The sequence below is a fragment of the Nocardia sp. CDC519 genome (genome assembly GCF_059509835.1).
In genome coordinates this window covers 3,078,263-3,100,060 of the sequence record NZ_CM183377.1, presented here as the reverse complement: position 1 = coordinate 3,100,060, position 21,798 = coordinate 3,078,263, and the positions used below count along the sequence as shown (strand labels likewise).

20 protein-coding genes are annotated in these 21,798 nt (G+C 68.8%); 10 read left to right on the top strand and 10 right to left on the bottom strand.

The window, feature by feature from the left end; genetic code table 11:
- Positions 1-4 precede the first annotated feature (4 nt).
- Both AC5W7N_RS14010 and eat read right to left on the bottom strand, forming a co-directional pair.
- On the bottom strand, positions 5-1,411 hold the full coding sequence (locus AC5W7N_RS14010) for an ethanolamine ammonia-lyase subunit EutB (protein ID WP_163813229.1): 1,407 nt from the start codon (positions 1,409-1,411) through the stop codon (positions 5-7).
- Entirely contained in the window at positions 1,408-2,847 is a 1,440-nt protein-coding gene (eat, locus tag AC5W7N_RS14005) for an ethanolamine permease (RefSeq protein WP_495923961.1), read from the bottom strand. The genes AC5W7N_RS14010 and eat overlap by 4 nt, the downstream gene beginning before the upstream one ends.
- A 248-nt stretch (positions 2,848-3,095) precedes the next feature.
- Between eat and AC5W7N_RS14000 the strand changes: the two genes are divergently transcribed.
- Together AC5W7N_RS14000 and AC5W7N_RS13995 are read left to right on the top strand one after the other, a co-directional pair.
- Positions 3,096-4,556 carry an APC family permease gene (locus tag AC5W7N_RS14000; RefSeq protein ID WP_495923959.1) on the top strand — a complete coding sequence of 487 codons (1,461 nt, stop codon included), beginning with the start codon at positions 3,096-3,098 and terminating at the stop codon, positions 4,554-4,556.
- Complete coding sequence (locus AC5W7N_RS13995; protein ID WP_194992195.1) at positions 4,553-5,299, top strand: IclR family transcriptional regulator; 747 nt, start codon at positions 4,553-4,555, stop codon at positions 5,297-5,299. Before AC5W7N_RS14000 ends, AC5W7N_RS13995 begins: the two co-directional genes overlap by 4 nt.
- A 17-nt stretch (positions 5,300-5,316) precedes the next feature.
- Here AC5W7N_RS13995 and AC5W7N_RS13990 read toward each other — a convergent pair whose 3' ends face one another.
- Positions 5,317-6,639, bottom strand: a complete 1,323-nt coding sequence (locus AC5W7N_RS13990; RefSeq protein ID WP_495923957.1) for an APC family permease — start codon at positions 6,637-6,639, stop codon at positions 5,317-5,319.
- 191 nt (positions 6,640-6,830) lie between these two features.
- Here AC5W7N_RS13990 and AC5W7N_RS13985 point away from each other — a divergent pair, with 191 nt between their 5' ends.
- Complete coding sequence (locus AC5W7N_RS13985) at positions 6,831-7,412, top strand: hypothetical protein (RefSeq protein ID WP_495923955.1); 582 nt, start codon at positions 6,831-6,833, stop codon at positions 7,410-7,412.
- A 224-nt stretch (positions 7,413-7,636) separates the two neighbouring features.
- Entirely contained in the window at positions 7,637-8,491 is an 855-nt protein-coding gene (locus AC5W7N_RS13980; RefSeq protein WP_490724024.1) for a helix-turn-helix transcriptional regulator, read from the top strand.
- Positions 8,492-8,575: 84 nt separating this feature from the next.
- Here AC5W7N_RS13980 and AC5W7N_RS13975 read toward each other — a convergent pair whose 3' ends face one another.
- Entirely contained in the window at positions 8,576-9,175 is a 600-nt protein-coding gene (locus tag AC5W7N_RS13975) for a TetR/AcrR family transcriptional regulator (RefSeq protein ID WP_163813236.1), read from the bottom strand.
- 264 nt (positions 9,176-9,439) lie between these two features.
- On the opposite strand from AC5W7N_RS13975, the gene AC5W7N_RS13970 reads away from it, so the two are divergent.
- Both AC5W7N_RS13970 and AC5W7N_RS13965 read left to right on the top strand, forming a co-directional pair.
- Positions 9,440-10,237: an SDR family oxidoreductase gene (locus AC5W7N_RS13970; RefSeq protein ID WP_228815400.1), complete on the top strand. Its 798-nt coding sequence runs from the start codon at positions 9,440-9,442 to the stop codon at positions 10,235-10,237.
- A gap of 26 nt (positions 10,238-10,263) precedes the next feature.
- A complete protein-coding gene (locus tag AC5W7N_RS13965; protein ID WP_195019426.1) occupies positions 10,264-10,965 on the top strand; it encodes an enoyl-CoA hydratase/isomerase family protein in 702 nt (233 codons plus the stop codon).
- A 64-nt stretch (positions 10,966-11,029) separates the two neighbouring features.
- Here the strand turns inward: AC5W7N_RS13965 and AC5W7N_RS13960 are convergent, their stop codons facing one another.
- Genes AC5W7N_RS13960 through AC5W7N_RS13950 form a run of 3 tightly spaced genes read right to left on the bottom strand, consistent with a single transcriptional unit; the run spans position 11,030 to position 13,939 of the window.
- The gene (locus tag AC5W7N_RS13960) at positions 11,030-12,118 is read right to left on the bottom strand and encodes a PDR/VanB family oxidoreductase (RefSeq protein WP_195019427.1); all 1,089 of its coding nucleotides are present in this window, start codon (positions 12,116-12,118) and stop codon (positions 11,030-11,032) included.
- Positions 12,119-12,122: 4 nt separating this feature from the next.
- Positions 12,123-13,031, bottom strand: coding sequence for a metal-dependent hydrolase (locus tag AC5W7N_RS13955; protein WP_163813240.1), 909 nt, complete (start codon positions 13,029-13,031; stop codon positions 12,123-12,125).
- Complete coding sequence (locus tag AC5W7N_RS13950; protein WP_495923951.1) at positions 13,028-13,939, bottom strand: alpha/beta fold hydrolase; 912 nt, start codon at positions 13,937-13,939, stop codon at positions 13,028-13,030. Before AC5W7N_RS13950 ends, AC5W7N_RS13955 begins: the two co-directional genes overlap by 4 nt.
- 113 nt (positions 13,940-14,052) lie before the next feature.
- Here AC5W7N_RS13950 and AC5W7N_RS13945 point away from each other — a divergent pair, with 113 nt between their 5' ends.
- From AC5W7N_RS13945 to AC5W7N_RS13935, 3 genes are all read left to right on the top strand, one after another.
- Positions 14,053-15,825 carry an N-acyl-D-amino-acid deacylase family protein gene (locus AC5W7N_RS13945; RefSeq protein ID WP_163813242.1) on the top strand — a complete coding sequence of 591 codons (1,773 nt, stop codon included), beginning with the start codon at positions 14,053-14,055 and terminating at the stop codon, positions 15,823-15,825.
- An 82-nt stretch (positions 15,826-15,907) separates the two neighbouring features.
- On the top strand, positions 15,908-16,585 hold the full coding sequence (locus tag AC5W7N_RS13940) for a TetR/AcrR family transcriptional regulator (RefSeq protein WP_495923949.1): 678 nt from the start codon (positions 15,908-15,910) through the stop codon (positions 16,583-16,585).
- A complete protein-coding gene (locus AC5W7N_RS13935; RefSeq protein ID WP_490724027.1) occupies positions 16,531-17,286 on the top strand; it encodes a PaaX family transcriptional regulator C-terminal domain-containing protein in 756 nt (251 codons plus the stop codon). Before AC5W7N_RS13940 ends, AC5W7N_RS13935 begins: the two co-directional genes overlap by 55 nt.
- Before the next feature lies 1 nt (position 17,287).
- On the opposite strand, the gene AC5W7N_RS13930 is transcribed toward AC5W7N_RS13935, so the two are convergent.
- Together AC5W7N_RS13930 and AC5W7N_RS13925 are read right to left on the bottom strand one after the other, a co-directional pair.
- Positions 17,288-18,292: an AurF N-oxygenase family protein gene (locus tag AC5W7N_RS13930; RefSeq protein ID WP_163813245.1), complete on the bottom strand. Its 1,005-nt coding sequence runs from the start codon at positions 18,290-18,292 to the stop codon at positions 17,288-17,290.
- 28 nt (positions 18,293-18,320) lie between these two features.
- Entirely contained in the window at positions 18,321-19,955 is a 1,635-nt protein-coding gene (locus AC5W7N_RS13925; RefSeq protein WP_194991169.1) for an acyl-CoA dehydrogenase family protein, read from the bottom strand.
- Between the two features lie 231 nt (positions 19,956-20,186).
- On the opposite strand from AC5W7N_RS13925, the gene AC5W7N_RS13920 reads away from it, so the two are divergent.
- Positions 20,187-20,951: an SDR family NAD(P)-dependent oxidoreductase gene (locus AC5W7N_RS13920; RefSeq protein WP_163813246.1), complete on the top strand. Its 765-nt coding sequence runs from the start codon at positions 20,187-20,189 to the stop codon at positions 20,949-20,951.
- 84 nt (positions 20,952-21,035) lie between these two features.
- On the opposite strand, the gene AC5W7N_RS13915 is transcribed toward AC5W7N_RS13920, so the two are convergent.
- Entirely contained in the window at positions 21,036-21,758 is a 723-nt protein-coding gene (locus AC5W7N_RS13915; RefSeq protein WP_490724028.1) for a class I SAM-dependent methyltransferase, read from the bottom strand.
- Positions 21,759-21,798 lie beyond the last annotated feature (40 nt).

Here is a 21,798-nt window from a genome sequence, read left to right as displayed (position 1 = left end):
CTGGTCAGCGAGCGGTCAGGGCGAGCAGCGGTGACGCGGCGGCGTCCACCGGCAGGATCCGGCCCGATTCGTCGGCCATACCGAGCCCGTGCAGCCAGGCCTCGAACTCGGGTGCGGCCCGCAGCCCCAGCACCTGACGCACATACAGCGCGTCGTGAAAAGACAGGCTCTGATAGCCGAGCATGACGTCGTCGGCGCCGGGCACCGCGATCACGAACGCCGCTCCCGCCACGCCGAGCAGGGTGAGCAAGGTGTCCATATCGTCCTGGTCGGCCTCGGCGTGGTTGGTGTAGCAGACGTCCACGCCCATCGGCAGTCCGAGCAATTTGCCGCAGAAATGATCCTCGAGCCCGGCACGGATGATCTGCTTGCCGTCGTAGAGGTATTCGGGTCCGATGAAGCCGACGACGGTGTTCACCAGCAGCGGGTCCAGGGCCCGCGCCACCGCGTAGGCCCGCGCCTCCAGCGTCTGCTGATCCACCGGTCGCCCGCCGGTGCCCAGGTGGGCTCCCGCCGACAGCGCCGATCCCTGACCGGTTTCCAGATACATCACGTTGTTCCCGGCCGTCCCCCGCCCCAGCGCACGGGCCGCGTCGTTCGCCTCGGCCAGCAGCGGCAGCGTGACGCCGAAGCTCGCGTTGGCGCCCTCGGTGCCCGCGATGGACTGGAATACCAGGTCGACGGGGACGTTCTTGTCGATGAGTTCCATCGTCGTGGTCACGTGGGAGAGCACGCAGGACTGCATCGGGATGTCGAAGCGGGTGCGCACGTCGTCGAGCAGATACAGCAGATCCGCTGTCGCCCTTGGTGAATCGGTGGCCGGGTTGATGCCGATGACGGCGTCGCCGCAGCCCATCAGCAGCCCGTCGAGGGTGGCGGCGGCGATGCCGCGCGGATCGTCGGTGGGATGGTTCGGTTGCAGGCGCGTGGCAATCCGGCCGGGCAGACCGATCGTGGTGCGGAACGCCGAGGTCACGGTGATCGCCTTGGCGACCGCGATCAGGTCCTGGTTGCGCATGATCTTCGAGACCGCCGCCACCATTTCCGGGGTCAGGCCCGCGGCGATCCCGGACAGGGTCGCCGCGGCATCGGGCGTGGCCGCGGTGGCCAGCAGCCAATCCCGGAAGCCGCCGACGGTGAGGTGCGCGATCGGGGCGAAGGCCGTCCGGTCGTGGCCGTCGACGATCAGCCGGGTCACGTCGTCGGTTTCGTAGGGCACCACCTGCTCGTCGAGGAAGGTGGTCAGCGGCAGGTCGGCCAGCACCCAGCAGGCGGCGGCGCGCTCGGCGTCGGACTCGGCCGCGCAGCCGGCAAGCTGGTCGCCCGAGCGCAGCGGGGTGGCCTTGGCCAGCACCTCCACCAGCGAGCCGAAACTGAAATTCCGGCCGGACACGCTCTGGTGATAGGTCATTCGAGTTCCTCCTCGGCGCGGGCCAGCACGGCGAACTCCTCATCGGGCGAGTTCGCGACCAGCCGGTGGCGGCTGTAGAGGCCGAAGTAAGCCAGGAAGGCGGCGAACACCGCCAGGCAGCACAGCGCGGCCTTGGTATCGACCAGGAAGGTGGCCACGACCGCGAACGCGGCCACAACCAGCGCGAAACCGGTGGTGGCGATGCCACCCGGGGTGCGGTAGGGCCGCGGCATCCCCGGCTCGCGGCGGCGCAGCACGATGTGGCTGGTCATCATCAACACATAGCTGAGCGCGGCGCCGAACACCGCCATATTCAGCAGCATCGCGCCCTGACCGGTGAAGGTGAGCCCGAACCCGATCGCGCCGGGCACGATCAGCGCGAGTACCGGCGCCTTGCGAGAGTTGGTGACCGACAACGACTTCGGCAGATAACCCGCCCGCGAGAGCGCGAACAGCTGGCGGGAGTAGGCGTAGATGATGGAGAAGAAGCTGGCGATCAGGCCGGCCAGACCGATGTAGTTCACGACCGTGGCCGCGCCGCTGTCGCCGAGCGCCTCCACCAGCGGGTTGCCCGAGGACTGCATGGCCTCGGCGCCACCCGCGCCGGTGGTGAGCACCAGCACGAGAGCGCAGGTCACCAGCAGCACACCCATCGCCGCGACGATACCGCGCGGAACATTGCGCTCGGGATTCCTCGTCTCCTCGGCCGCCAGCGGAACCCCCTCCACCGCGAGGAAGAACCAGATCGCGAACGGGATCGCCGCCCAGATGCCGAGGTAGCCGTGCGGCAGCACGCTGGAGGCGCCCGCGGCGTCGCTGACCGGAATGTCGGTCAGGTTGGCCACATCGAAGTGCCCGATCGCGGCGACGACGAACACGATCAGCCCGACCAGTGCGACGGCGGTGATCACGAACATCACCTTCAGCGCCTCGCCCACACCGCTGAGGTGGATGCCGATGAACACCGTGTAGACAGCCAGATACACCCACCAGCCGTCCTGGATGCCGAACAGCCCGAGCGATTCCACGTAGGCGCCGATGAAGGTGGCGATCGCGGCGGGCGCGATGGCGTATTCGATGAGAATGGCCGCGCCGGTGGCGAATCCGCCCCACGGACCGAGCGCGCGCCGGGCGAAGGTATATCCACCGCCCGCGGCGGGCAGCGCCGAACTCATCTCGGCCATTCCGAGCACCATCGCCAGATACATGGCGGCGATGATCACCGCGGCGATCGCCAGCCCACCGAAACCGCCCTGTTCCAGGCCGAAGTTCCAGCCGGAATAGTCGCCGGAGATCACATAACTCACACCGAGCCCGGCCAGCAGCAGCCAGCCGGCGCTGCCGCGCTTCAGCTGGCGTCTGGCCAGGTAATCGCTGGATTCCTCGTGCGATTCACTCCCCTGATCCCGGGATTTGTCGGCGTCGAGAACAGACATCTGCGGCTCCATACGGACATCGGATATTCGGCTGCGAGCAATCGCGGGCACAACCCGGAAATGCTCGTGTCGGCACAACGTACTGAGCGGATATGACGCGCTGCCTACGTTTGTCGAATCTGTTGTGAGAAATCGTGGGCCGGAAATTCCCACCCCGCGTAACACGGCGGAAACATTCATCCTGCGCGCTTGTGATAATCGTCGTTACGGCGCCGGCCCGCGGCGTCGTGCAGACAGGACGGAGCGCGATGCCCGAGGGGCAGGGTCGGCACCTGATCGCCGAGAAGTCGCCGGTGCGCGGACTGGACCGGCGGCGATTGCCGTTCGCGCCCGTACTGGCCCAATCGGTGGCGGCGGTGGCGCCCGCAGGCACCGCGGGGGTCACGCCCGCGCTGGTGCTCGCGACGGCGGGCGGCGGTGGCGCGCTGATCGCGTTCGTGTGCGCGGCGGTGCTGACCGTGCTGGTCGCGGCCTGCATTCGGCCGATGGCGCAGCGCATGGCGTCGGTGGGCGGGCTCTACACCTATGTCGCCCGGGGGCTCGGGCCGAAAGCCGCGGTGCCGACCGGGTGGTCGGCGATCGTCGGTTACGGGGCGGTGTCCATCGCGGGCCTGATCGCGGTGGGCGCCTACCTCGCGCACGTGGCGGCGAGTGTGGGGCCGGCGCGCGGGACGCCCGCCGTGACCGTGGGGGCGGTCGCGGTGGTGGCGGCGCTGGCCGTCGGGCTGGTCCTCATTCGTGGCATCCGGATGTCGGCGTGGACGACGCTGGGAGTGGAGTGCGTGTCGATCGTGATCGTCGCCGCGGTGCTGTTGGTGTTGCTGACGCGGCAGCACACCGGCGAACCGGTGCGTTCGGCGTTCACCTTCGACGGTGATCTCCAACTGCTCGCGGTCGGTGTGGTGGTGGCGGTGAGCGCGTTCGTCGGGTTCGAGAGCTCCACGACGCTCAGCGGCGAAGCGCAGCAACCGTTTCGGTCGATCCCGCGCGCGGTGGCGTGGACGCCCGCGCTGTCGGCGGCGATCTATCTGACCGCGGTGCCGATCCTGGCCATCGCGCTGCGGCATGCGCCTGCCTCGGGCAGCTCCACACCGTTGGTCGAACTGCTCCTCGCCGATGGCTCCCGCACACTGGCCGCGTTCCTGGATCTCGGCATCGCCGCCTCCTTTTTCGCCTGCACGCTGGCCTCGATGAACGCGCTGGTGCGGGTGCTGTTCTGCATGGGCCGGGAGGGGGTCGCGCCGCGCACGTTCGGTCACGTGCATCCGCGGTTCCGCACGCCCTCGCACGCCGCGTTGGCCGCGCTCGCGGTGGTCGCGGTGGTGCCGGTGGTGGTGCTGGCCGTGGGTGCGACGCCGGAGGACGGCCTGCGCGCCTTCCTCACCCTGAGTGCGTGCGGATATCTGGGGAGCTATTTCGCGGTCTGCCTCTCGGCGCCGGTGCTGTTGCGGCGCATCGGGGAGAACAGCGCGCGATTGTGGGTGCTCGGTGGGCTCACCGCGACGCTGCTGTTGTTCCTCGCCGGCAATGCGGCGATCTCGACGGTGCGCGACGGCAACCGGGTGATCCTGGTCTACGGGCTCATCATGGCGGCCGCGGTGCTCTACACCGGCTATCTGGCCGTCGTCCGGCCCGCGCGGCTGGCCGCGGTCGGCATCTACGACGAGACCCAGCGCTCCGACCTCGCACGGGCGGCCACGTTCCGATGAGTCCGCTGCGCGATCCCTCCCGGCATCACCCGAGTACCGTCTCCAATTCGCTGCGCATCCTCGAGGTGGTCGCCACTCTCGGACTCGGCGTGACGGCCAAGGAGATCGCCGCGGCGCTGCACATGCCCGCGGCCACGGCCTACCGGCTGCTCAACGCCCTGGTCGCCGAGGAGTATCTGGTGCGCACCTCCGATCTGCGCGGCTTCGGGCTCGGTGCGCGGCTGGACGGCTTGATCACCGCGGCCGCGCGCCCGATCATGCCGTTCGCCGCCCGTTCGGCGATCGAGGAGTTGCGCTCGTCGGTGCGATTCGGGGTGCATGTGATGGGGTTCCGGGCAGGCGCCGTGCACGTCATCGATGCCGACCCGGATCATCCGGTGCGGGCCGAGCGAGAACTCGTCCGGTATCCGCACGCCTCGGCAGCCGGCAAGGTGCTGCTCGCGCACGACCCCGAGGCCCTCGACGCGCTCCCCTCCCGGCTCCCCCGCCTCACACCCGCCACGGTCACCGACCACGCTGCCCTGCGCGCCCAGCTGGAGGCGGTGCGCCGCGACGGCGTCGCCACCCAGATCGACGAACTGGAGCCCGCACTGAGCTGCGCCGCGCTGCCGATCAGGGACGCGGAGGGGGTGGTGCGCGGCGCCCTGTGCCTGGCGGGGACGTCGGCCCGCGCCCAGGTGATCCAAGCCCAGGTCGATGCCGCCGCCAGGTGTGCGAAATCCCTGGGGCCGCTGCTGTATTGAGCGACGGTTCAGGCTGATCACTCGCCGCCCGCGACACGACTCGGCTGCATCGCGCCGCGCCGGCGAGCGCGGATAGCGTTCGCGACGGCCAGTGCCGCACCGAGCGCGAGCAGCAGCAGACCGCGCGCCCAGACCTCGCCCTCGATTCGGGTGAACAGGAAAAGGCACGAGGCCGAGCCGAGCCAGGGAACGACGGTGGGGATGCGGAAATGCCCGGGCTCGCCCGCGTCCCGGCGCAGTGCCGGCACCGCCGCGTTGACAGCGGCGAAGACGAACAGCAGCAACAGCACCAATGTCGCTGCCAATGAATCGATTTCACCGGTCAGCGCCAACACCAGCGACACCGACGACGTCGCCGCGATCGCCACCCACGGCGTGCGTGTACGCGGGGAGATCCGAGCCAGGACCGGCGGCAGGAGTCCGTCACCTGCCATGCCGTACGCCAACCGCGACGACATGATGCCGGTGAGCAACGCACCGTTGGCCACCGCCACCAGTGCGACGACACTGAACAACCAGTCCGGCACCCACCCCGCGACTCGGACGACCTCGAGCAGCGGTCCACTGGAGCCCGCCAACTGCTCGGTGGGCACACACGCACTGGCGACCACACCGATCAGCGCGTACACCACGCCGGCGGTGAGCAGCGCGCCGAACAACGCCATGGGATACGAACGCCGCGGATCCTTGACCTCCTCGGCCAGGTTCACCGAGGTCTCGAACCCGACGAACGAGTAGAAGGCCAGCACCGCTCCGGCCAGTACCGCCGCGGCCGCTCCGTGGCCGGGGGTGCCCACCTGCGCGAGCCGGGCCGGGTCGGCGTCACCGCGCAGCATCACCCACACACCGAGGCCGATGATCAGCAGTAGCCCGGACAGCTCGATCGCGGTGGCGACGACGTTGGCGCCGAGGGATTCCTTGATCCCACGGATATTGAGCGCGGCCAGCGCGACCAGGAAGATCACCACCACAAGCAACGTCGGCAGCGACACCAGTGCCCGCAGATAGTCACCGGCGAAGCCTCGGGCCAACGCCGCCACCGAGACAATCCCCGCGGCCAGCATGCAGAAGCCGATGAACGATCCCGCCGCGGGACCGAACGCTCTGGTGACATAGTGGGCCGAGCCTCCTGCCCGCGGATACTTCGTGGCCATCTCGGCATACGAACCGGCGGTGAGCGTCGCCAGCCCGAGCGCGATCAGCAGCGGAAGCCACACCGCCCCACCCGACTCGCGTGCGATAGTGCCGACCAGCACGTACACCCCGGCACCGAGGACGTCGCCCAGGATGAAGAAGTACAGCAGCGGGGTGGTTACCGCGCGTTTCAGCATGACCGCCATGGGAGACACATACCCGCGCGTTCTCTCGGCAAGCGTCGATGCGAACAGCGGCCCCCGGACCGGCTTGCGGATCGTCTCATCCGCCCTGGTGAATGCGTTGCCAGCGCTCGAGATGCCCGGCTGGAGCAACCAGTGTGTGGCGCGAGCAATTCGCTGGCGCTGATCGCGGAGTCGGCACGACAATGATGTGGGTGAGACCGGAGGTCGGTGCCGCCCTGATGCGATGCGTCGAATGTGGCGGTTATGAGTACGGTGGCGCACCCGATTGCCGTCGATGTCGGTTCCTCGTCGACGCCCTGGTCGAGGAGGAGTGGCAGGGCTTCGTCGATCAGTGGCGAGATGACACTGAACTGGACGTTGCCCGCTTGATAGCCGCCGAACCCGACCAGCACGACTGGCGAATCGTCGATGGCGCGCTCGACCGGATCGTCTGCGGCGACTGCGGTGGCCGCCTCAGCCGCGGTCCGATCGACTGCTCCCCCTGCAACCTCGCGCATGGTTTCCGTTACGCCGCAGGAGAATCCGACCGGCCGGGCGTCCCACCGGGCAACGAACACGCGATCCGCGTCAACGTTTCGGTAATCCGCAGACCTCACGTGACATCGGCGCAGGAACTCGTGGCCCGCCGACTCCTTCTTCCTGCGCTCTTGGTCGGGTTCTTGCCCACAACCGCACAAGCCCAGCGCATCAGCGCCATGATCAAGAACGATCCCACGCCGGAAGGCGCTTCCGGTCTCATCGACGACTGGTTCCGCGATCAGCGGGCGCGGTGAGGGGCCTCGCGTCTGGTAGTCAGCGCCTCGGCCAGTCCCACAGACGGGATGCCCGGCGCCGAGCCCGTCCGCGCCGTCAACGATATTTCCGGCCTGTTTGCGGGCTTCCCGGTCCCCTACTTGCTCCAGATGATGACCCGGGAGTCGTCCGGGGCGAGAAAGGACGGTTGGCGGCACACCGGACGGTCGACAGCACGGACCGGGCGGTGCATACGATCGTCGGCATGAGATCGACCAAGCTGCCCGCCGAGGCTCGGGCTCGTCGCAGTGCCGAGATGAAGGAGTTCCTGCGGTCCCGGCGAGCCCGGGTGACGCCCACGGAGGCCGGTTTGGCGGTCGGTGATACCCGCGGCCGGCGTACCCCCGGATTGCGCCGCGAGGAAGTCGCGATCATGGCCGGAGTCGGGGTCTCCTGGTACACCTGGCTCGAGCAGGGGCGTGACATCAATGTGTCCGGCGAGGTCCTGGATGCGATCGCACGGGTGTTGCGCCTGGACGCGACCGAGCGGGAACATCTCTACCTACTGGCCGGGCTCAACCCGCCGCGGCCGGGCCCTGCGGGCCGTCCGGTGCCCGAGGGCCTCGGCCGCCTCATCGACTCCTGGCTGCCGCGCCCGGCCTACCTGCTGGACCGGCATTGGAACCTGGTGGCGGTCAACCGCGCGGCCGAGCTGGTCTTCGGATACCGCGAAGAAGACCACAATTGCCTGGTCACCTTCTTCACCAGCACCCGCTACCGATCATCGCTGTGCCACTGGCACGATTCCGCCCGCGCCATCGTCGCCCAGTTCCGCGCCGACGCCGCACGCTATCCGGACGACCCGGAGTTCGGCCGGCTCGCGAACGACATGTGTTCGGTGAGCGCCGAATTCGCCGAGATCTGGGCTGAGCACGACGTTCGCGACACCACAACGGGGACGAAGGTGCTCACCCACCCGGAGGTCGGCGAACTCGTCTTCGACTACACCACCCTGCTGCTGCCCGACCTGCCCGACCACCGGCTGCTGCTGCACACGCCGTCGGCCGGCACCGAGACCGAGCAGCGGCTGGCCGCCCTGCTGGGGGCAGCAGTCCGATAGCGGGCAAGGGTGTCCGGCCCACCACGCGGCACCCCGGACCTACCGTTGCGGTGAGACGTGCACACCCCCAGCGCTCGGTAGCGGTCAGAACAGGAGCTGATCGATCATCTCGGCCCAGCGCGCGGTGACCGCTTCCCGGCGGACGGTGTCGTCGCCGATGAACCCGGCGAGGCCGAGGCCGCGGGCGCTGTCGAGGAAGGCCTGGATGGTGGCGCGGACCGTGCGGTCACGTCCGTCCAGGCCGAGCAGGTCCACCGCGGTCCAGAAGATCTTGGCGCCCATCTCCGCCTCCATCGCGGCCACCCGCGGGCGCAGCAGTGGGTCCGCCGCGGCGGCCACACACAGTTGCAGTGTGGCCGCGAAGGCTTCGCCCTGGTGATATTCGACGAGCATGCGCACCACCGCCTGGGTGCGGCCCGCGCCGGCCGGGAGGTCGGCGGCCGCGGCTTGGAATTCCTCGATGCGGATGTCGAGCAGGTGCGCGATCGCGGCGGCGAGCATGCCCTCGCGATCGGTGAAATGGTGCTGCACCGCGCCGCGGGTGACGCCCGCGCGCTTGGTGACATCACTCACCGAGGTCGCCGACCAGCCGCGCTCGGCCAGTACCGCCGCGGCCGCCTCCAGGATGCGCCGACGCGTCGTGAAACCACGTTCCTGCTGCGGCTGCCTCGGCGTCATCGTCATCCCTCGACTGTAGAGAGCGCGTCGCGCAGATGGCGCGACCACCCGGGCACCGAAGCAGCGTGACGCGACCCGTTCGGATACCATGCACTTCTGCATGGTTATCCATCGTGGATGGTGATCCGCATAATCGCAGATCAAATACCACAACTGTGGGATCAACGCCGGTTAACCATGCAGAAGCAAATCTACACCGCACCCCGCCGATCGCCTCCGAACAGCGAAGGAAGACCCGTGAACAATCCCCTGAAGGGACGCACCCTGCTGATGTCCGGCGGCAGCCGCGGCATCGGACTGGCGATCGCCATCGCCGCCGCGCGCCAGGGCGCCAATATCGCGCTGCTCGCCAAAACCGATGTGCCGCATCCCAAGCTGCCGGGCACCGTGCACACCGCCGCCGCCGAGATCGAGGAGGCCGGCGGGCAGGCCCTCGCCGTGGTCGGCGACGTCCGCGACGAGGAACGGGTCCGCGAGGCCGTCGACGCCACCGTGGACCGCTTCGGCGGCATCGACATCGTCGTCAACAACGCCAGCGCCATCGACCTGTCCGGCAGCGAGCAGCTGTCGCTGAAGAAGTTCGAGCTCATGCAGCAGATCCAGCTGCGCGGCACATTCTTGCTGACCCGCACCGCGGTGCCGCACCTGCGCAAGTCCGACAACCCGCACATCCTGTCGCTGTCGCCGCCGCTGAACCTGTCCGAGAAGTGGCTCGGCGAGCATCCGCCGTACATGCTGGCCAAGTACGGCATGACCCTGCTGACCCTCGGTTTCGCTTCGGAGTTCCGCAAGGAGGGCATCGCCGCCAACTGCCTGTGGCCGCAGACCCTGATCGCCACCGCCGCGGTGCGCAACCTGCTGGGCGGCGAGGAGGCGGTGGCCACCGCGCGCAAGCCCGAGATCGTGGCCGACGCCGCGATGCTGGTACTGGCCGGCCGTGCCGCGGCCACCACCGGTGAGACCTTCCTCGACGTCGACGTGCTCGCCGAGAACGGCATCACCGACCTGTCGGAATACGGCCCCAGCAGTGACCTGGCCTTCGACATCTTCGTCGATCCGGCCCGCTGATCCCCACCCACCAGCACAGGAGAGCCATGCCCTACCTCACCCGTGACGCCTCGGTATTCATCCTCGACCTCGGCGAACCCGGAGTCGCCGATACCGAGAACCGTTTCAGCCCGGACTGGATGGCCGCGGTCGGCGCCTGCCTCGACGAGGTGGAGCAGAGCTCCGGCGACGCCGCCCTCGTCACCACCGGCACCGGCAAGTTCTACTCCAACGGGTTCGAGCCCGAGCGCTTCGCCACGGAAGGCGCCGGGGAGTATTTGCTGGCCGGCCAACGGCTGTTCGCCCGCCTGCTGACCCTGCCGGTGCCGACGGTGGCCGCGCTCAACGGCCATTGCTTCGCCGCGGGCGCCATTCTCGCCGCGGCGCACGACGCCCGAGTGATGCGCGCGGACCGCGGCTTCTTCTGCCTCCCCGAGATCAGCCTCGGCTTCGGGATGCCGGGCGGGCTGGTCATCCCGGGCGGGATGGCCGATCTGCTCACCGCGCGCCTGCCGGGGGCCGCGGCGCATGAGGCCATCCTGACCGGCCGCCGCTACGGCGGTGACGACGCGCTGGCCGCCGGTCTGGTGGACGCCGCGCTCCCCGCCGAGCAGGTCCTGCCGCACGCGATCGAGATCGCGGCCGCGCGGGCGAGCACTCGCGGCCCGGCGCTCGGCGCGATGAAATCCTGGATGTACCGCGAAGTCGTCGCCTCGCTGCGCACCCTGGCACTGTCGACGGACTCCTGAAAACACCGGTGCCCCGGCTCCTTTCGGGGCCGGGGCACCGAGCTGCGGTGGAAGCGCGGGCCGATCAGAGATCGAGGGTGAGCGTGCCTTCGGCGCGGGAGACGCACGGCAGGAAGTAGCCCTCTTCCTCCTCGGCCTTGCTCAACGCGGCCGAACGGTGCTCGGGAGCACCGTCGAGGACCCGCACCGCACACGAGCGGCAGAAACCCTGCCTGCACGAATAGGTGGCGTCGGGCCGCTTCTCCAGCAGCGCGGTCAAGGCCGTGGTGTCGGCGTCGACGGTGATCCGCTCGCCGGTGCGGGCAAGTCGCAACTCGAAGGGCTTGCCGTCGACCACGGGCGCTTCGCTGAAGCGCTCGAAGTGGAATTCGACCGTCGGGTGCTCGGCGAGCGCGGCGCTGAGCGAATCCAGCATGGGAGCGGGTCCGCACGTGTAGACGGCGGCACCGGGGACCAAGGGACCCAACAGTTCCTCGGCGCCGGCCAGGCCCTGCTCGTCATCGACGTGGAGGGTGATCCGGTCGCCGTAGGGGGCGAGTTCGTCGAGGAACGCCAGGGATTCGCGGCTACGCCCCGCGTAGATCATCGTCCACTCGACACCGAGCTTGTCGGCGGCGGCCAGCATCGGCAGGATCGGCGTGATGCCGATACCGCCCGCGATGAAACGAACCGCGGGATGGGCCTGGTTGTAGCCGCCGAGGGCGAGCGGGAAGGCGTTGCGCGGCTTGCTGACCTCGATGCGGTCCCCGACGGCGAGGCTGTGCACCTCCGCGGATCCGCCGCGACCGTCGGGTATCAGGCGCACGGCGATGCGGTAGGTCGAATGATCGCCGGCGTCCCCGCACAGCGAGTACTGGCGCACCGCGCCCGAGGGTAGCTTCACGTCCAGGTGCGCACCGGCCGACCACCGGCCGAGCGGTTCGGTGCCTGCGAAGGTCAGTGCGACCACGTTCTCGTCCAGGGCGACGATCTCCCGGCCGATCACGGTGACCTCGTGGAAGTCGACGTGGTCCACGCTCGGCACCGGCGGCAGATGGGCGAACTTCTCGGCGAACATCAAACCGTTCAATCCCACCGACAGGAACCGCATCAGGCGGTCCGGCCGGCCGGGGCGGTGCAGACTCGACGGGAAGTCGGCGGTGCGGAAACCCATGACGTCAGGCCGCCTTTCCGCGGGCCTCGACCGTGGCCAGGTAGCCGAGGGCCTGAGCCATCGAGCCGGTGCCGTCGGGGGTGTAGCCGGGGCGCAGGTAGTCGACCATCGACTTCAGGACGGTCCCGACCGAGGGCAGCACACCCTCCCGGCAGGCGCGCAGGATGTCGCGGAGGGTCTGCAGGCGGGTGCGCTGCAGGGTCGGGTCGTTGCTCACCAGGTACCAGACGAAACGCGCGGAGATCCAGATGGTCAGCGGCAGCGTCACCAGGGTCATGCGCAGGCGGCGGACGTAGCGCGGGTCGAAGTATTCGGCGACCTCGTGGGCGACCATGCGGTGCTCCATCTCCTCGGCGCCGTGCCAGGTGAACAGCGCCGTCATATTCGGGTCGGCGCCCTTCTCCGGCCACGAGCAGTTCAGCACGAAGTGGCCGAGGAAGGCGGTGAAGTTCTCCAGCGCGGCGGTGATCGCGAGACGGTTGTTCAGGTACTGGCGTGCCTGCTTGTGGGAGGTGAACTCGCGGGGCCCGAGCAGGCGGCGCAGCAGGAAGCGGGCCTGTTCCAGCGGCGGCTCGGGATCGATACCGTTGCGGGAGAAGAAGTCGGCCAGCGACTCGTCGTGGGTGTTGGCGTGCATGGTCTCCTGGCCGATGAAACCGAGCACATCCGACCGCAGGGTCGGATCGGTGATGTGCGGCAGAGCTTCGGTGAACGCATCGATGAAGAAGCGTTCGACCTCGGGGAACAGCAGATGGTAGGTGCTGACCATGTGCGAGGCGACCGGGTAATCCGGGATCCAGTGCAGCGGAGTCCGGCTCAGATCGAAGGAGACGTTGCGCGCGCTCAGCCGCAGCGGACCGAATTCGTGGGCGTCCATCACGGGCTTGGACTTACGGAAACGCAGCTTCTTCATGCGTCGGCTCCTTTGCCGAGATAACCGAGGACGAGTGCGGCGACTGCCTCGGGTTGTTCCAGATGAGCGAAATGACCGGCGTCCTGAACGACCTCGCGGACGCTTCCGCCGGGCAGATGATCGAGAGCTCGGGCGCTGGTGCGCGCCAACCCGCAGGTGTCGTCGCGGCCCTGGATGAGCAGGGTGCGGTGCCGCATCGGGGTGAACGCGGCGCGCTGTTCGGTCTCGAAACCACGCGTGCGGCGATACAGCGGGTTCCAGACCGCTCGGTAGTAGCTGAACGCCGCTCGGCGGCGCGGCCGGGTGCCGAGAGCCCGCAGGCCGAGCTCGCGGGTCGCCGACAGGTCGACGCCCGGCGCCCACAGACGCCAGAGCAGCCGGATCAGCGGGCCACCGAGGTACTCCGAGAACGGCGTCGAGACCACGCTCATGTACCAGCTGCGCGGCAACTGACGCACGATCACCGCAGCGTTGCGGCGGATGTTGCGGGGATCGAGCAGGTCCGCGATGACCGTCAGCGGCGGAATCCCGATGACAACGGTGCGGGCGAACAGTTCCGGATGACTGCTCGAGGTCGCGCTCACGATCGCCCCACCCCAGTCGTGGCCGATGAGCACGGCGCGCTCGTCGGCGCCGAGGGCCCGGTGCAGGGCGATGATGTCGCCGACCAGCGAGCCGATCGAGTAGTCGTCGTCGTAGGCGAGCGAGCTGGGCGCGTAGCCACGGGTGAAGGGCGCGACGACGTACCAGCCGGCCGCGGCCAAGGCGGGACCGAGCTCGGACCAGGTCCACGCCGAGTCCGGGAAGCCGTGCACCAGCAGGGCCACTGGATCGCCGGGGTCGCCCCAGGCGAGCGCCGCCAGCTCGGCGGTATCGAGGGAAAACCGCAGTTCAACGGGTTCGGACACCGCTCCTCCGCTCCGATGACGACAGGCCGGGAATCGACCTTCGTTTCCAAATATGCCACAATTGTAAATGTCCGCGACGGACGGTAACACACAACCCGCGAGGAGCCCGCCCCATGACCGCATTCGACCTGGTGATCCGGAACGGCATCGTGTTCGACGGTTCCGGTCGCCCGCCGCAGATCGCCGACGTGGGCGTGCGCGACGGTGTCGTCGCCGAGATCAGCACGGCCACCCTCGACACCACCGGCGTGGACACCGTGATCGAGGCGCGCGGCAAATGGGTCGTGCCCGGCTTCGTCGACATCCACACCCACTACGACGCCGAGATGCTGGTCTCCCCCGCGCTCACCGAATCGATCCGCCACGGCGTCACCACCGCGATCATCGGCAACTGTTCGCTGACCACCATCCTGGCGAGCAACATCGAATGCGCCGACATCTTCAGCCGGGTCGAGGCGGTGCCACGCGAGGCCGTCATCCGCGTGCTCGACGAGAACCGCACCTGGTCCACCCCGACCGAATACGCCAAGGCCATCGACGAACTCGATCTCGGCCTCAATATCGCCGCCTTCCTCGGTCAATCCGATATGCGCGTGCACGTCATGGGCATGGACCGCGCCGTCGACGAGAAGGTCCGCCCCACCGCCGCCGAGCTCGAGCGGATGACCGCCCTGCTCGAGGAAGCCCTCGACGCCGGATTCCTCGGCCTGTCCGCGACCACCAACTGGATCGACAAGCTCGACGGCGATCTCTACCGCTCGCGGTCGCTGCCCTCGACCTTCGTGCGCGGCAAGGAGTTCCGCGCGCTGAACAAGGTGCTGCGCCGCCGCGGCCGGATTCTGCAGAGCACCCCGCGCATCTCGCTCACGCCCAATATCGGCAAGTTCTTCCTGGCCGCGGGCAGCCGGTTCAAGAAGGGCAAACTGAAGGTCTCGCTGCTCGCCGCCGCCGATTCCAAGGCCTACCCGCCGCTGATCTACTTCATGCTCTACAGCGCTCCGGTGCTCAACAAGCTGTTGAAGGGCGATTTCCGATGGCAGCATCTGCCGGTGCCGTTCACCGTGTACGCCGACGGGATCGACCTGGTCGTGTTCGAGGAATTCGGTTCCGGCGCGGCCGCTCTCGATATCAAGGATCAGATCGAACGTAACGAACTGTTGCAATCGGAGGAGTACCGGCGCTGGTTCCGGCGCGACTACGAGAACAAATTCTCACCGAAGATCTGGCACCGCAACCTCTTCGACGCCGTCATCGTCGAATGCCCCGACGAATCCCTGATCGCCAAGAGCTTCGGCGAGATCGGCCGCGAACGTGGCATCCATCCGGTCGACGCCTTCCTCGACCTGGTCGTCGAATACGGCAGGCAGATCCGCTGGCGCACCACCATCGCCAACGACCGCCCGAAATACCTGGACAAGCTGGCCGCCAGCAGCGGCGTCCACATGGGATTCGGCGATGCGGGCGCACATCTGCGCAACATGGCCTTCTACAACTATCACCTGCGTCTGCTCGAACGCGTTCGGTCCGCGCAGACCGTGCGCACACCGTTCCTGAGCGTGGAGCGCGCCGTGCACCGGCTCACCGCCGAACTCGCCGACTGGTTCGGCATCGACGCCGGGCACCTGCGTGCGGGCGACCGCGCCGACATCGCCGTGATCGACCCCGAGCGGCTGGACCACAACGTGCACGAGCTCGGCGAACAGGAGATGCCCGAGTACGGCGGCATCCGCCGGATGGTCAACCGGGACAACGGGGCAGTGACCGCCACCATCGTCAACGGGCGCGTCGTCTATCGCGACGGCGAGTTCGCCGAGGGGCTGGGCCGGACCTGGGGCCCCGGCCGTTTCCTGCCTGCCGGTGCCCAGGTGCGCGGTCAGCGTTCCTGACCGCGCATTCGCCCCCGTTACACTGCTCGACGACAGCAGGCAGGAACGGTGGCCGACCCACCGGTAGCGAGCGAAGAGGGCCGTGACGACCGCAGAGGAGTTCCGCACCCGCATCCTCGCCGCGGCCAGGCTCTGCTACATCGAGCAGCCGAGCGCCGAGCGCATGCACACCCTCATCGCCGAACGCGCCGGGGTCTCGCGCCCGACGGTGTACAAGTATCTGGGCGATCAGGCCGCGATCAAACGTGCGCTCATGCGTTCCGAGGCGATGGACTACCTGGTCGCCTTGCAACCCGCCTTCGCCCGCCGCTTGCCGTTGCGGGAGCACTTTCGTGAGCTGGTGGTGTTCACGGTGTCCTATTTCCGGGGCAACGATCTGTTCCGTGCCATGCTCGAGGCCGCTCCCGAGGAACTGGCCCGCAGTCTGACCATCGATCTGGCTCCGGTTCTGGCCGAGGGCACCGGGCTGGCCGCGCCGCTGCTGCACGCCATCCATCCCGCGACCGCGGATTCGCCGGTGCCGATCGAGCTGGTGCTCGAGTGGGGGGTGCGGGTGAGCCTGTCGCTGGCCACCATGCCGAGCCCCAATCGCGAACTCGATTCACCCGAGGCGATCGCCGCGCACGTCGACGCGCTGTTCGCCATCGCGGCCACCCCCGCCGGGTGGGGCCGGTCGAGCGTCGGCCGAGCGGATACGATCGGCGAATGCCCACCGCCAGCACGCCCGTCCGCGCTCTCACCGCGCGCTCGGCGATCCTGAGCGTCCTGCTCGGCGCGCATCCGGCCGAGGCGCCGGTCGGATGGATCGTGCGGGTGGGCACCGGTCTCGGCCTCCAGGAGTCGGCGGTGCGCGCGGCGCTCACCCGCATGGTGGCGGCGGGCGACCTGGAACGCAGCGATGCCACCTACCGACTCTCCGAGCGCCTGGCCGAACGTCAACGCCGCCAGGACGCCGCCGTCTCCCCCGATCCCAGACCCTGGGACGGCCGATGGGTTCTCGGGGTGGTCACTGTCGGAGCCGCCGATTCCACCGATCGGGCCGCGTTCCGGGACGCCTTGCGTCAGGCCCGCCTCGGCGAGCTCCGCGAAGGTGTGTGGTGCCGACCCGACAACATCGGGCTCACCATGCCCGCCGCAGCGCGGGAACGCCTGGTCATCTTCCACGGCGATCCCGAGGAACCCTCCCCTGAGCTGGCTCGCCGCCTCTTCCGTCCCGAACGCTGGGCCGCCCGCGCCGGCGAGCTGCTCGCGGCCTTCGCCGCGGCGGATACGATCACCGCCCGGTTCGAAGTGGCGGCCGCGACCGTCCGCCACATTCTCGACGACCCGGTCCTGCCGGTGGAACTCCTGCCCGCCGACTGGCCGGGCGCGGCGATCCGCGCCCGCTACGCCGAGTTCCGCGCCGAGTTCTATGCCTTCGCCGCCGACCACATCGGCGAGAACCCGCAGCAGACAGCCTGATTCAGCGTGGACCGGGCGTGCGGTCCGGCTCGCTGCGGTGCCGCGAGACCCGGCCGTCGATGCCCAGCGCCTGCCACAGCCTGCGGGATACCGGGTTCATCATGCCGATCTCCTCGGCCAGCATCCGCACATCGCCGAAATAGCCGCGCAGGGTCGCGCGCGATCGCGGCGATCCCCAGAACACTTCGCGCCGGACGTGATCGGGGATGTCGAACTCGCGCCAGAAATCCCGCGGCGGCACCGCGATCAGATCGCAGGCCACCCGCAGCGCGACCGGAAACACCAGCGACAGCGCGAGCCGCGCGGGCGCCGACGCCCTCGGCACATGCCTGCGCAGGAATTCGTGCGCGAAGGAGATATGCCTGGCTTCCTCTGCCACATGGATCCGCATGACGGCGCGCACCATCGGGTGATAGCCGTCCTGCTCGCGTAGATACTGTTTCTGGATGTGGTCGATCGGTTCCTCACCGGCGAGAACACACATGAAGAAGAAGGACGACGAGATCCGCGGGAACAGCGCCACCAGGGGCGAGACCGCGTGGAACAGCTTCCCGAATCCGGGCGCGTCGATCTCGGACCGGTTGACCGCCTCCTGAAACATCAGGGTGTGGTTGCACTCCTCGATCACCTCATGGGTGGCGTAGCGGAATTCGGCCGACCCGTTGGGCAATTGCCCGAGGTAGACCATGAAGCCCGCGATCAGCAGCTGCTCGAATTGCAGGCCCACCCGCGCGGTGTTCGCCTGGCGGTACATGCCGATGGCGATCTGCCGTTCCCTCGGCTGGGCGCGGTACCAGGGATGGCCGCCGAGCGGGTCGAACTTCGGCAGGATCCAGCGCGGGTCGTCGGGTACGACCTGCACCTCCGGCGCATCCCAGGCGACATCACGGTAGGGGTCGAAATGCCGGTGCACCGAGGCATCGGCCAGTTCGTGCAGCAGGCGGGCGTAATCGGCGGGTTCGCCGGCACGGTTGCGGGGGCCGGCGATCGGGTTCGTCGCGGTCATCGTGCTTACTCCTCTCGTGCCGGTCGATTCAGCCGAGCTTCGGGGTCAGCCGATCGATGATCGCGCCGGTGTCCAGCCCCACCGGCAGCGTGCCGAAGACGTCGCCGCGGTCGCGGCCGAGCCGGGTCCGGGTGAATCCATCCGCGACAGCGGGATGACCGAACCGGACCAGCAGTGAGCCCTGCAGCACGAGTGCCATGTCGCCGACGATGCGGCGGGCGCGATGCTGCGCGGTGTCGAAATCGGTGAACTGCGACTCCAGCCGGGCGATCGCCCCGTCGAGTTCGGCGTCGGCGCCGGCCGCGAGTTTCACCTCGTCGAGGAAGGCGCCGAGCGCCGCGGGCTGTTTGGCCATGGCGCGCAGCGTGTCCAATGCGGCGACGTTGCCCGAGCCCTCCCACACCGACATCAGCGGCGCCTCGCGGTAGAGCCGCGGCATGCGCGAGTCCTCGACATAGCCGTTGCCGCCCAGGCATTCCAGCGCTTCGGCCGCGTGAATCGGCCCGCGCTTGCACACGTAGTACTTGCTGACCGCCAGGCTGATCCGGCGCAGCAGGTCGGCCTGCTCGTCGCCGGTCACCGCGCGGTCGGTCAGCTCGGCCAGCCAGAGCGCGACCGTGCTCGCGCCTTCGGCCTCGATCACCAGATCCGCCAGCACATTCCGCATCAGCGGCTGGTCGACGAGGCTCGCGCCGAAGGCCCGCCGGTGCATCGCGTGGTGGATGGCCGCGACCGCGCCGGCGCGCATGGCGGTGGCGGAGCCGAGGGTGCAGTCGAGCCTGGTCAGGTTGACCATTTCGATGATGGTCGGTACGCCGCGGCCCTCGTCACCGACCAGCCAGCCGACGGTGTCGTCGTATTCGACCTCGCTGCTGGCATTGGAGTGGTTGCCCAGCTTGTTCTTCAGCCGCTGGAGCCGGAAGGTGTTGCGGGTGCCGTCGGGCAGCACCCGCGGAACGAAGAAGCACGACAGGCCTCCCGGCGCCTGAGCGAGCACCAGGAAGAAATCGCACATGGGCGCCGAGGTGAACCATTTGTGCCCGGTGATGCGGTACGTCCCGTCCGGCTGCGGCACGGCGGAGGTGGTGTTCGCGCGGACGTCGGAGCCGCCCTGCTTCTCCGTCATCGACATGCCGGCGAGCAGCCCTGCCTTCTCCGTGGGCGGTGCCAGGACCGGGTCGTAGACGCGGGAGGTCAGCAGGGGCTCGTATCGCGCGGCCAGCTCGGGGTTCGCGCGCAACGCCGGGACTACGGCGTAGGTCATCGAGATGGGGCAGCCGTGCCCGGCGTCGACCTGGCCCCAGACGCTCAACTTCGCCGCCCGCACCAGGTGCGGAGCCGGCCGGGTGTCGTCCCATGGCGTGCCGTGCAGTCCGAAGCCGACCGCGTGCCGCATGAGTTCGTGGTAGGCGGGATCGTAGCGAACCTCGTCGATGCGATGGCCGTACCGGTCGTGGGTGTTCAGCACCGGCTGGTGTTCTTCGGCGAGGTCACCCAGTTCCTGGGCGTGCGCGCTGCCGGCCAGCCTGCCCACCTCGTGCAGTTCGGCCAGCGCGTGCTCGGCGCCGCCGCGCCGCAGCGCCTCCAGCACCACCGGCTGATCGGCGGCGTCGAAGTCGACCAGAGGCGGGACCTGGTTGGTGACGATATGGGTGGACATGATGAGAGCTCTCCCTTCGCGGGGCGGACGACGATGACCGCACGAGTCACGCCCGGTGTATTACGAGTTTGAAGCGCTCGACGAGAATTTGCAAGAGCCGCGGCGGTCCGGGTTCCACCAGCACGCGGAAGCAGCCGTAGGTGAGGGCGTTGCCCCGGTCCCGAAGGTGGTGGTGTCAGACCCATGTTCAGCGCGCACTGCTGCAAGCCGCGCCCCGGCGGCAGGCTCATTCGCATGCAACGATTCACCAACCGCACTGTCCTGATCACCGGCGGCACCTCCGGCATGGGCCTGGCAACGGCCCGCCGCCTGCTCGATGAAGGCGCCTACGTCGTCATCACCGGACGCGACGACGCCCGGTTGCAGCGGGCCGCCGCCGACCTCGATGCCGGCCCCCGAGTGCTGACCGTGCGCGCCGACGTCTCCGACCTCGACGACCTGGATGCCCTGATGCGCGCCATCCAGACCTGGCGCGGCCGGCTCGACGCGGTCTTCGCCAACGCCGGCACCGGCATCTTCAAACCCAGCGCCGAGCTGACCGAACACGACTTCGACCGCTCGGTCGACGTCAACTTCAAGGGCGTGTTCTTCACGGTCCAGAAGGCACTACCCCTGTTGCGGGAGGGCAGCGCGATCGTCCTCAATGCCTCATGGACGTTGCACCGCGGTCTGCCGGTCGCCTCGGTGTACTCGGCGACCAAGGCCGCGGTGCACAATCTGGCCCGCACCCTCGGCTCCGACCTCGCGCCACGAGGTATCCGCGTCAACTCGGTCAGCCCCGGCTATATCGACACCGAGATGTACCGCGACGCCAACACCGACCCGGACGCCGACGCGCGCAACGCGGCCCAGGTACCGCTGGGCACCGTCGGCCACGCCGCGGAAGTCGCCGCCGCCGTGGCATTCCTCGCCTCCGACGACGCCTCCTACATCACCGGCCAGGATCTCGTCGTCGACGGTGGACTGGTGGGGTCGTTCCCCAGCGGGCAGTCCGAGTAGCGCCACACCGTCGGGCCCCGCTCGTTTCGGGCGGGGCCGGACGGACGTGGAGCGGGCCGCGGCGGCTCGGCACGTCGGATCCGGTTACTTGGTTGCGACGATCACGGTTCGCCTGTCCGGATCGACCGGGCCGCCGTACAGATCGCCCGCGAATGTGATGTCGAGGAAACCGACGTCGCGCAGTGCCGTTTCGAGTTGCCGCCTCGAGTACATGCGGAGCCGACACCGTCGCGACCATCCTGGGCGGGCCCAGTGCAAGGCGAGTTCCTGTTCGGCCCAATCGAATCGAGCTCGGCCGAGCAGGTCGTGTCGTCGGATGAGCTGATGGCTGATCGGTTCGTCGCCGCTACGCACCCGATGCTCGAAGCTTTCGAGCACATCGATATCCATGACGAGTCTGCCGCCCGGCGCCAGCACGTCGGCCCACGCAGCCAGCGCGGCGCGGTCGTCGTCACGGGTGTCGAGTAGGCCGAAGCTGGTCCAGAGGTTCAGTACGGCATCGTAGGGACCGGCCGGCGGCGTCCGCATGTCCGCCAGAACGAACGTGCAGTCGGGGTATCCACGCCGGGCATCGTCGAGTTGACTCGGTGAATTGTCCACCCCGACGACCTGGTAGCCCCGGCGGCCGAGCGGACCGGCATGCCGGCCGAATCCGCAGGGAATATCGAGTATTCGAGCTCCGCGGGGAAGATCGAGCAGGGCGACGATCGCATCGACCTCCGCGTCGGTATCGTCGTAGATCCCGAGCGTGGAGAAGGTTTCACGGAATCCGCCGTCGAAGAATTCGACTGCCCATTGTCCTCGCATGATGCTCCCATAAGCAGCCCTCCGACTACGGCACGGCGGC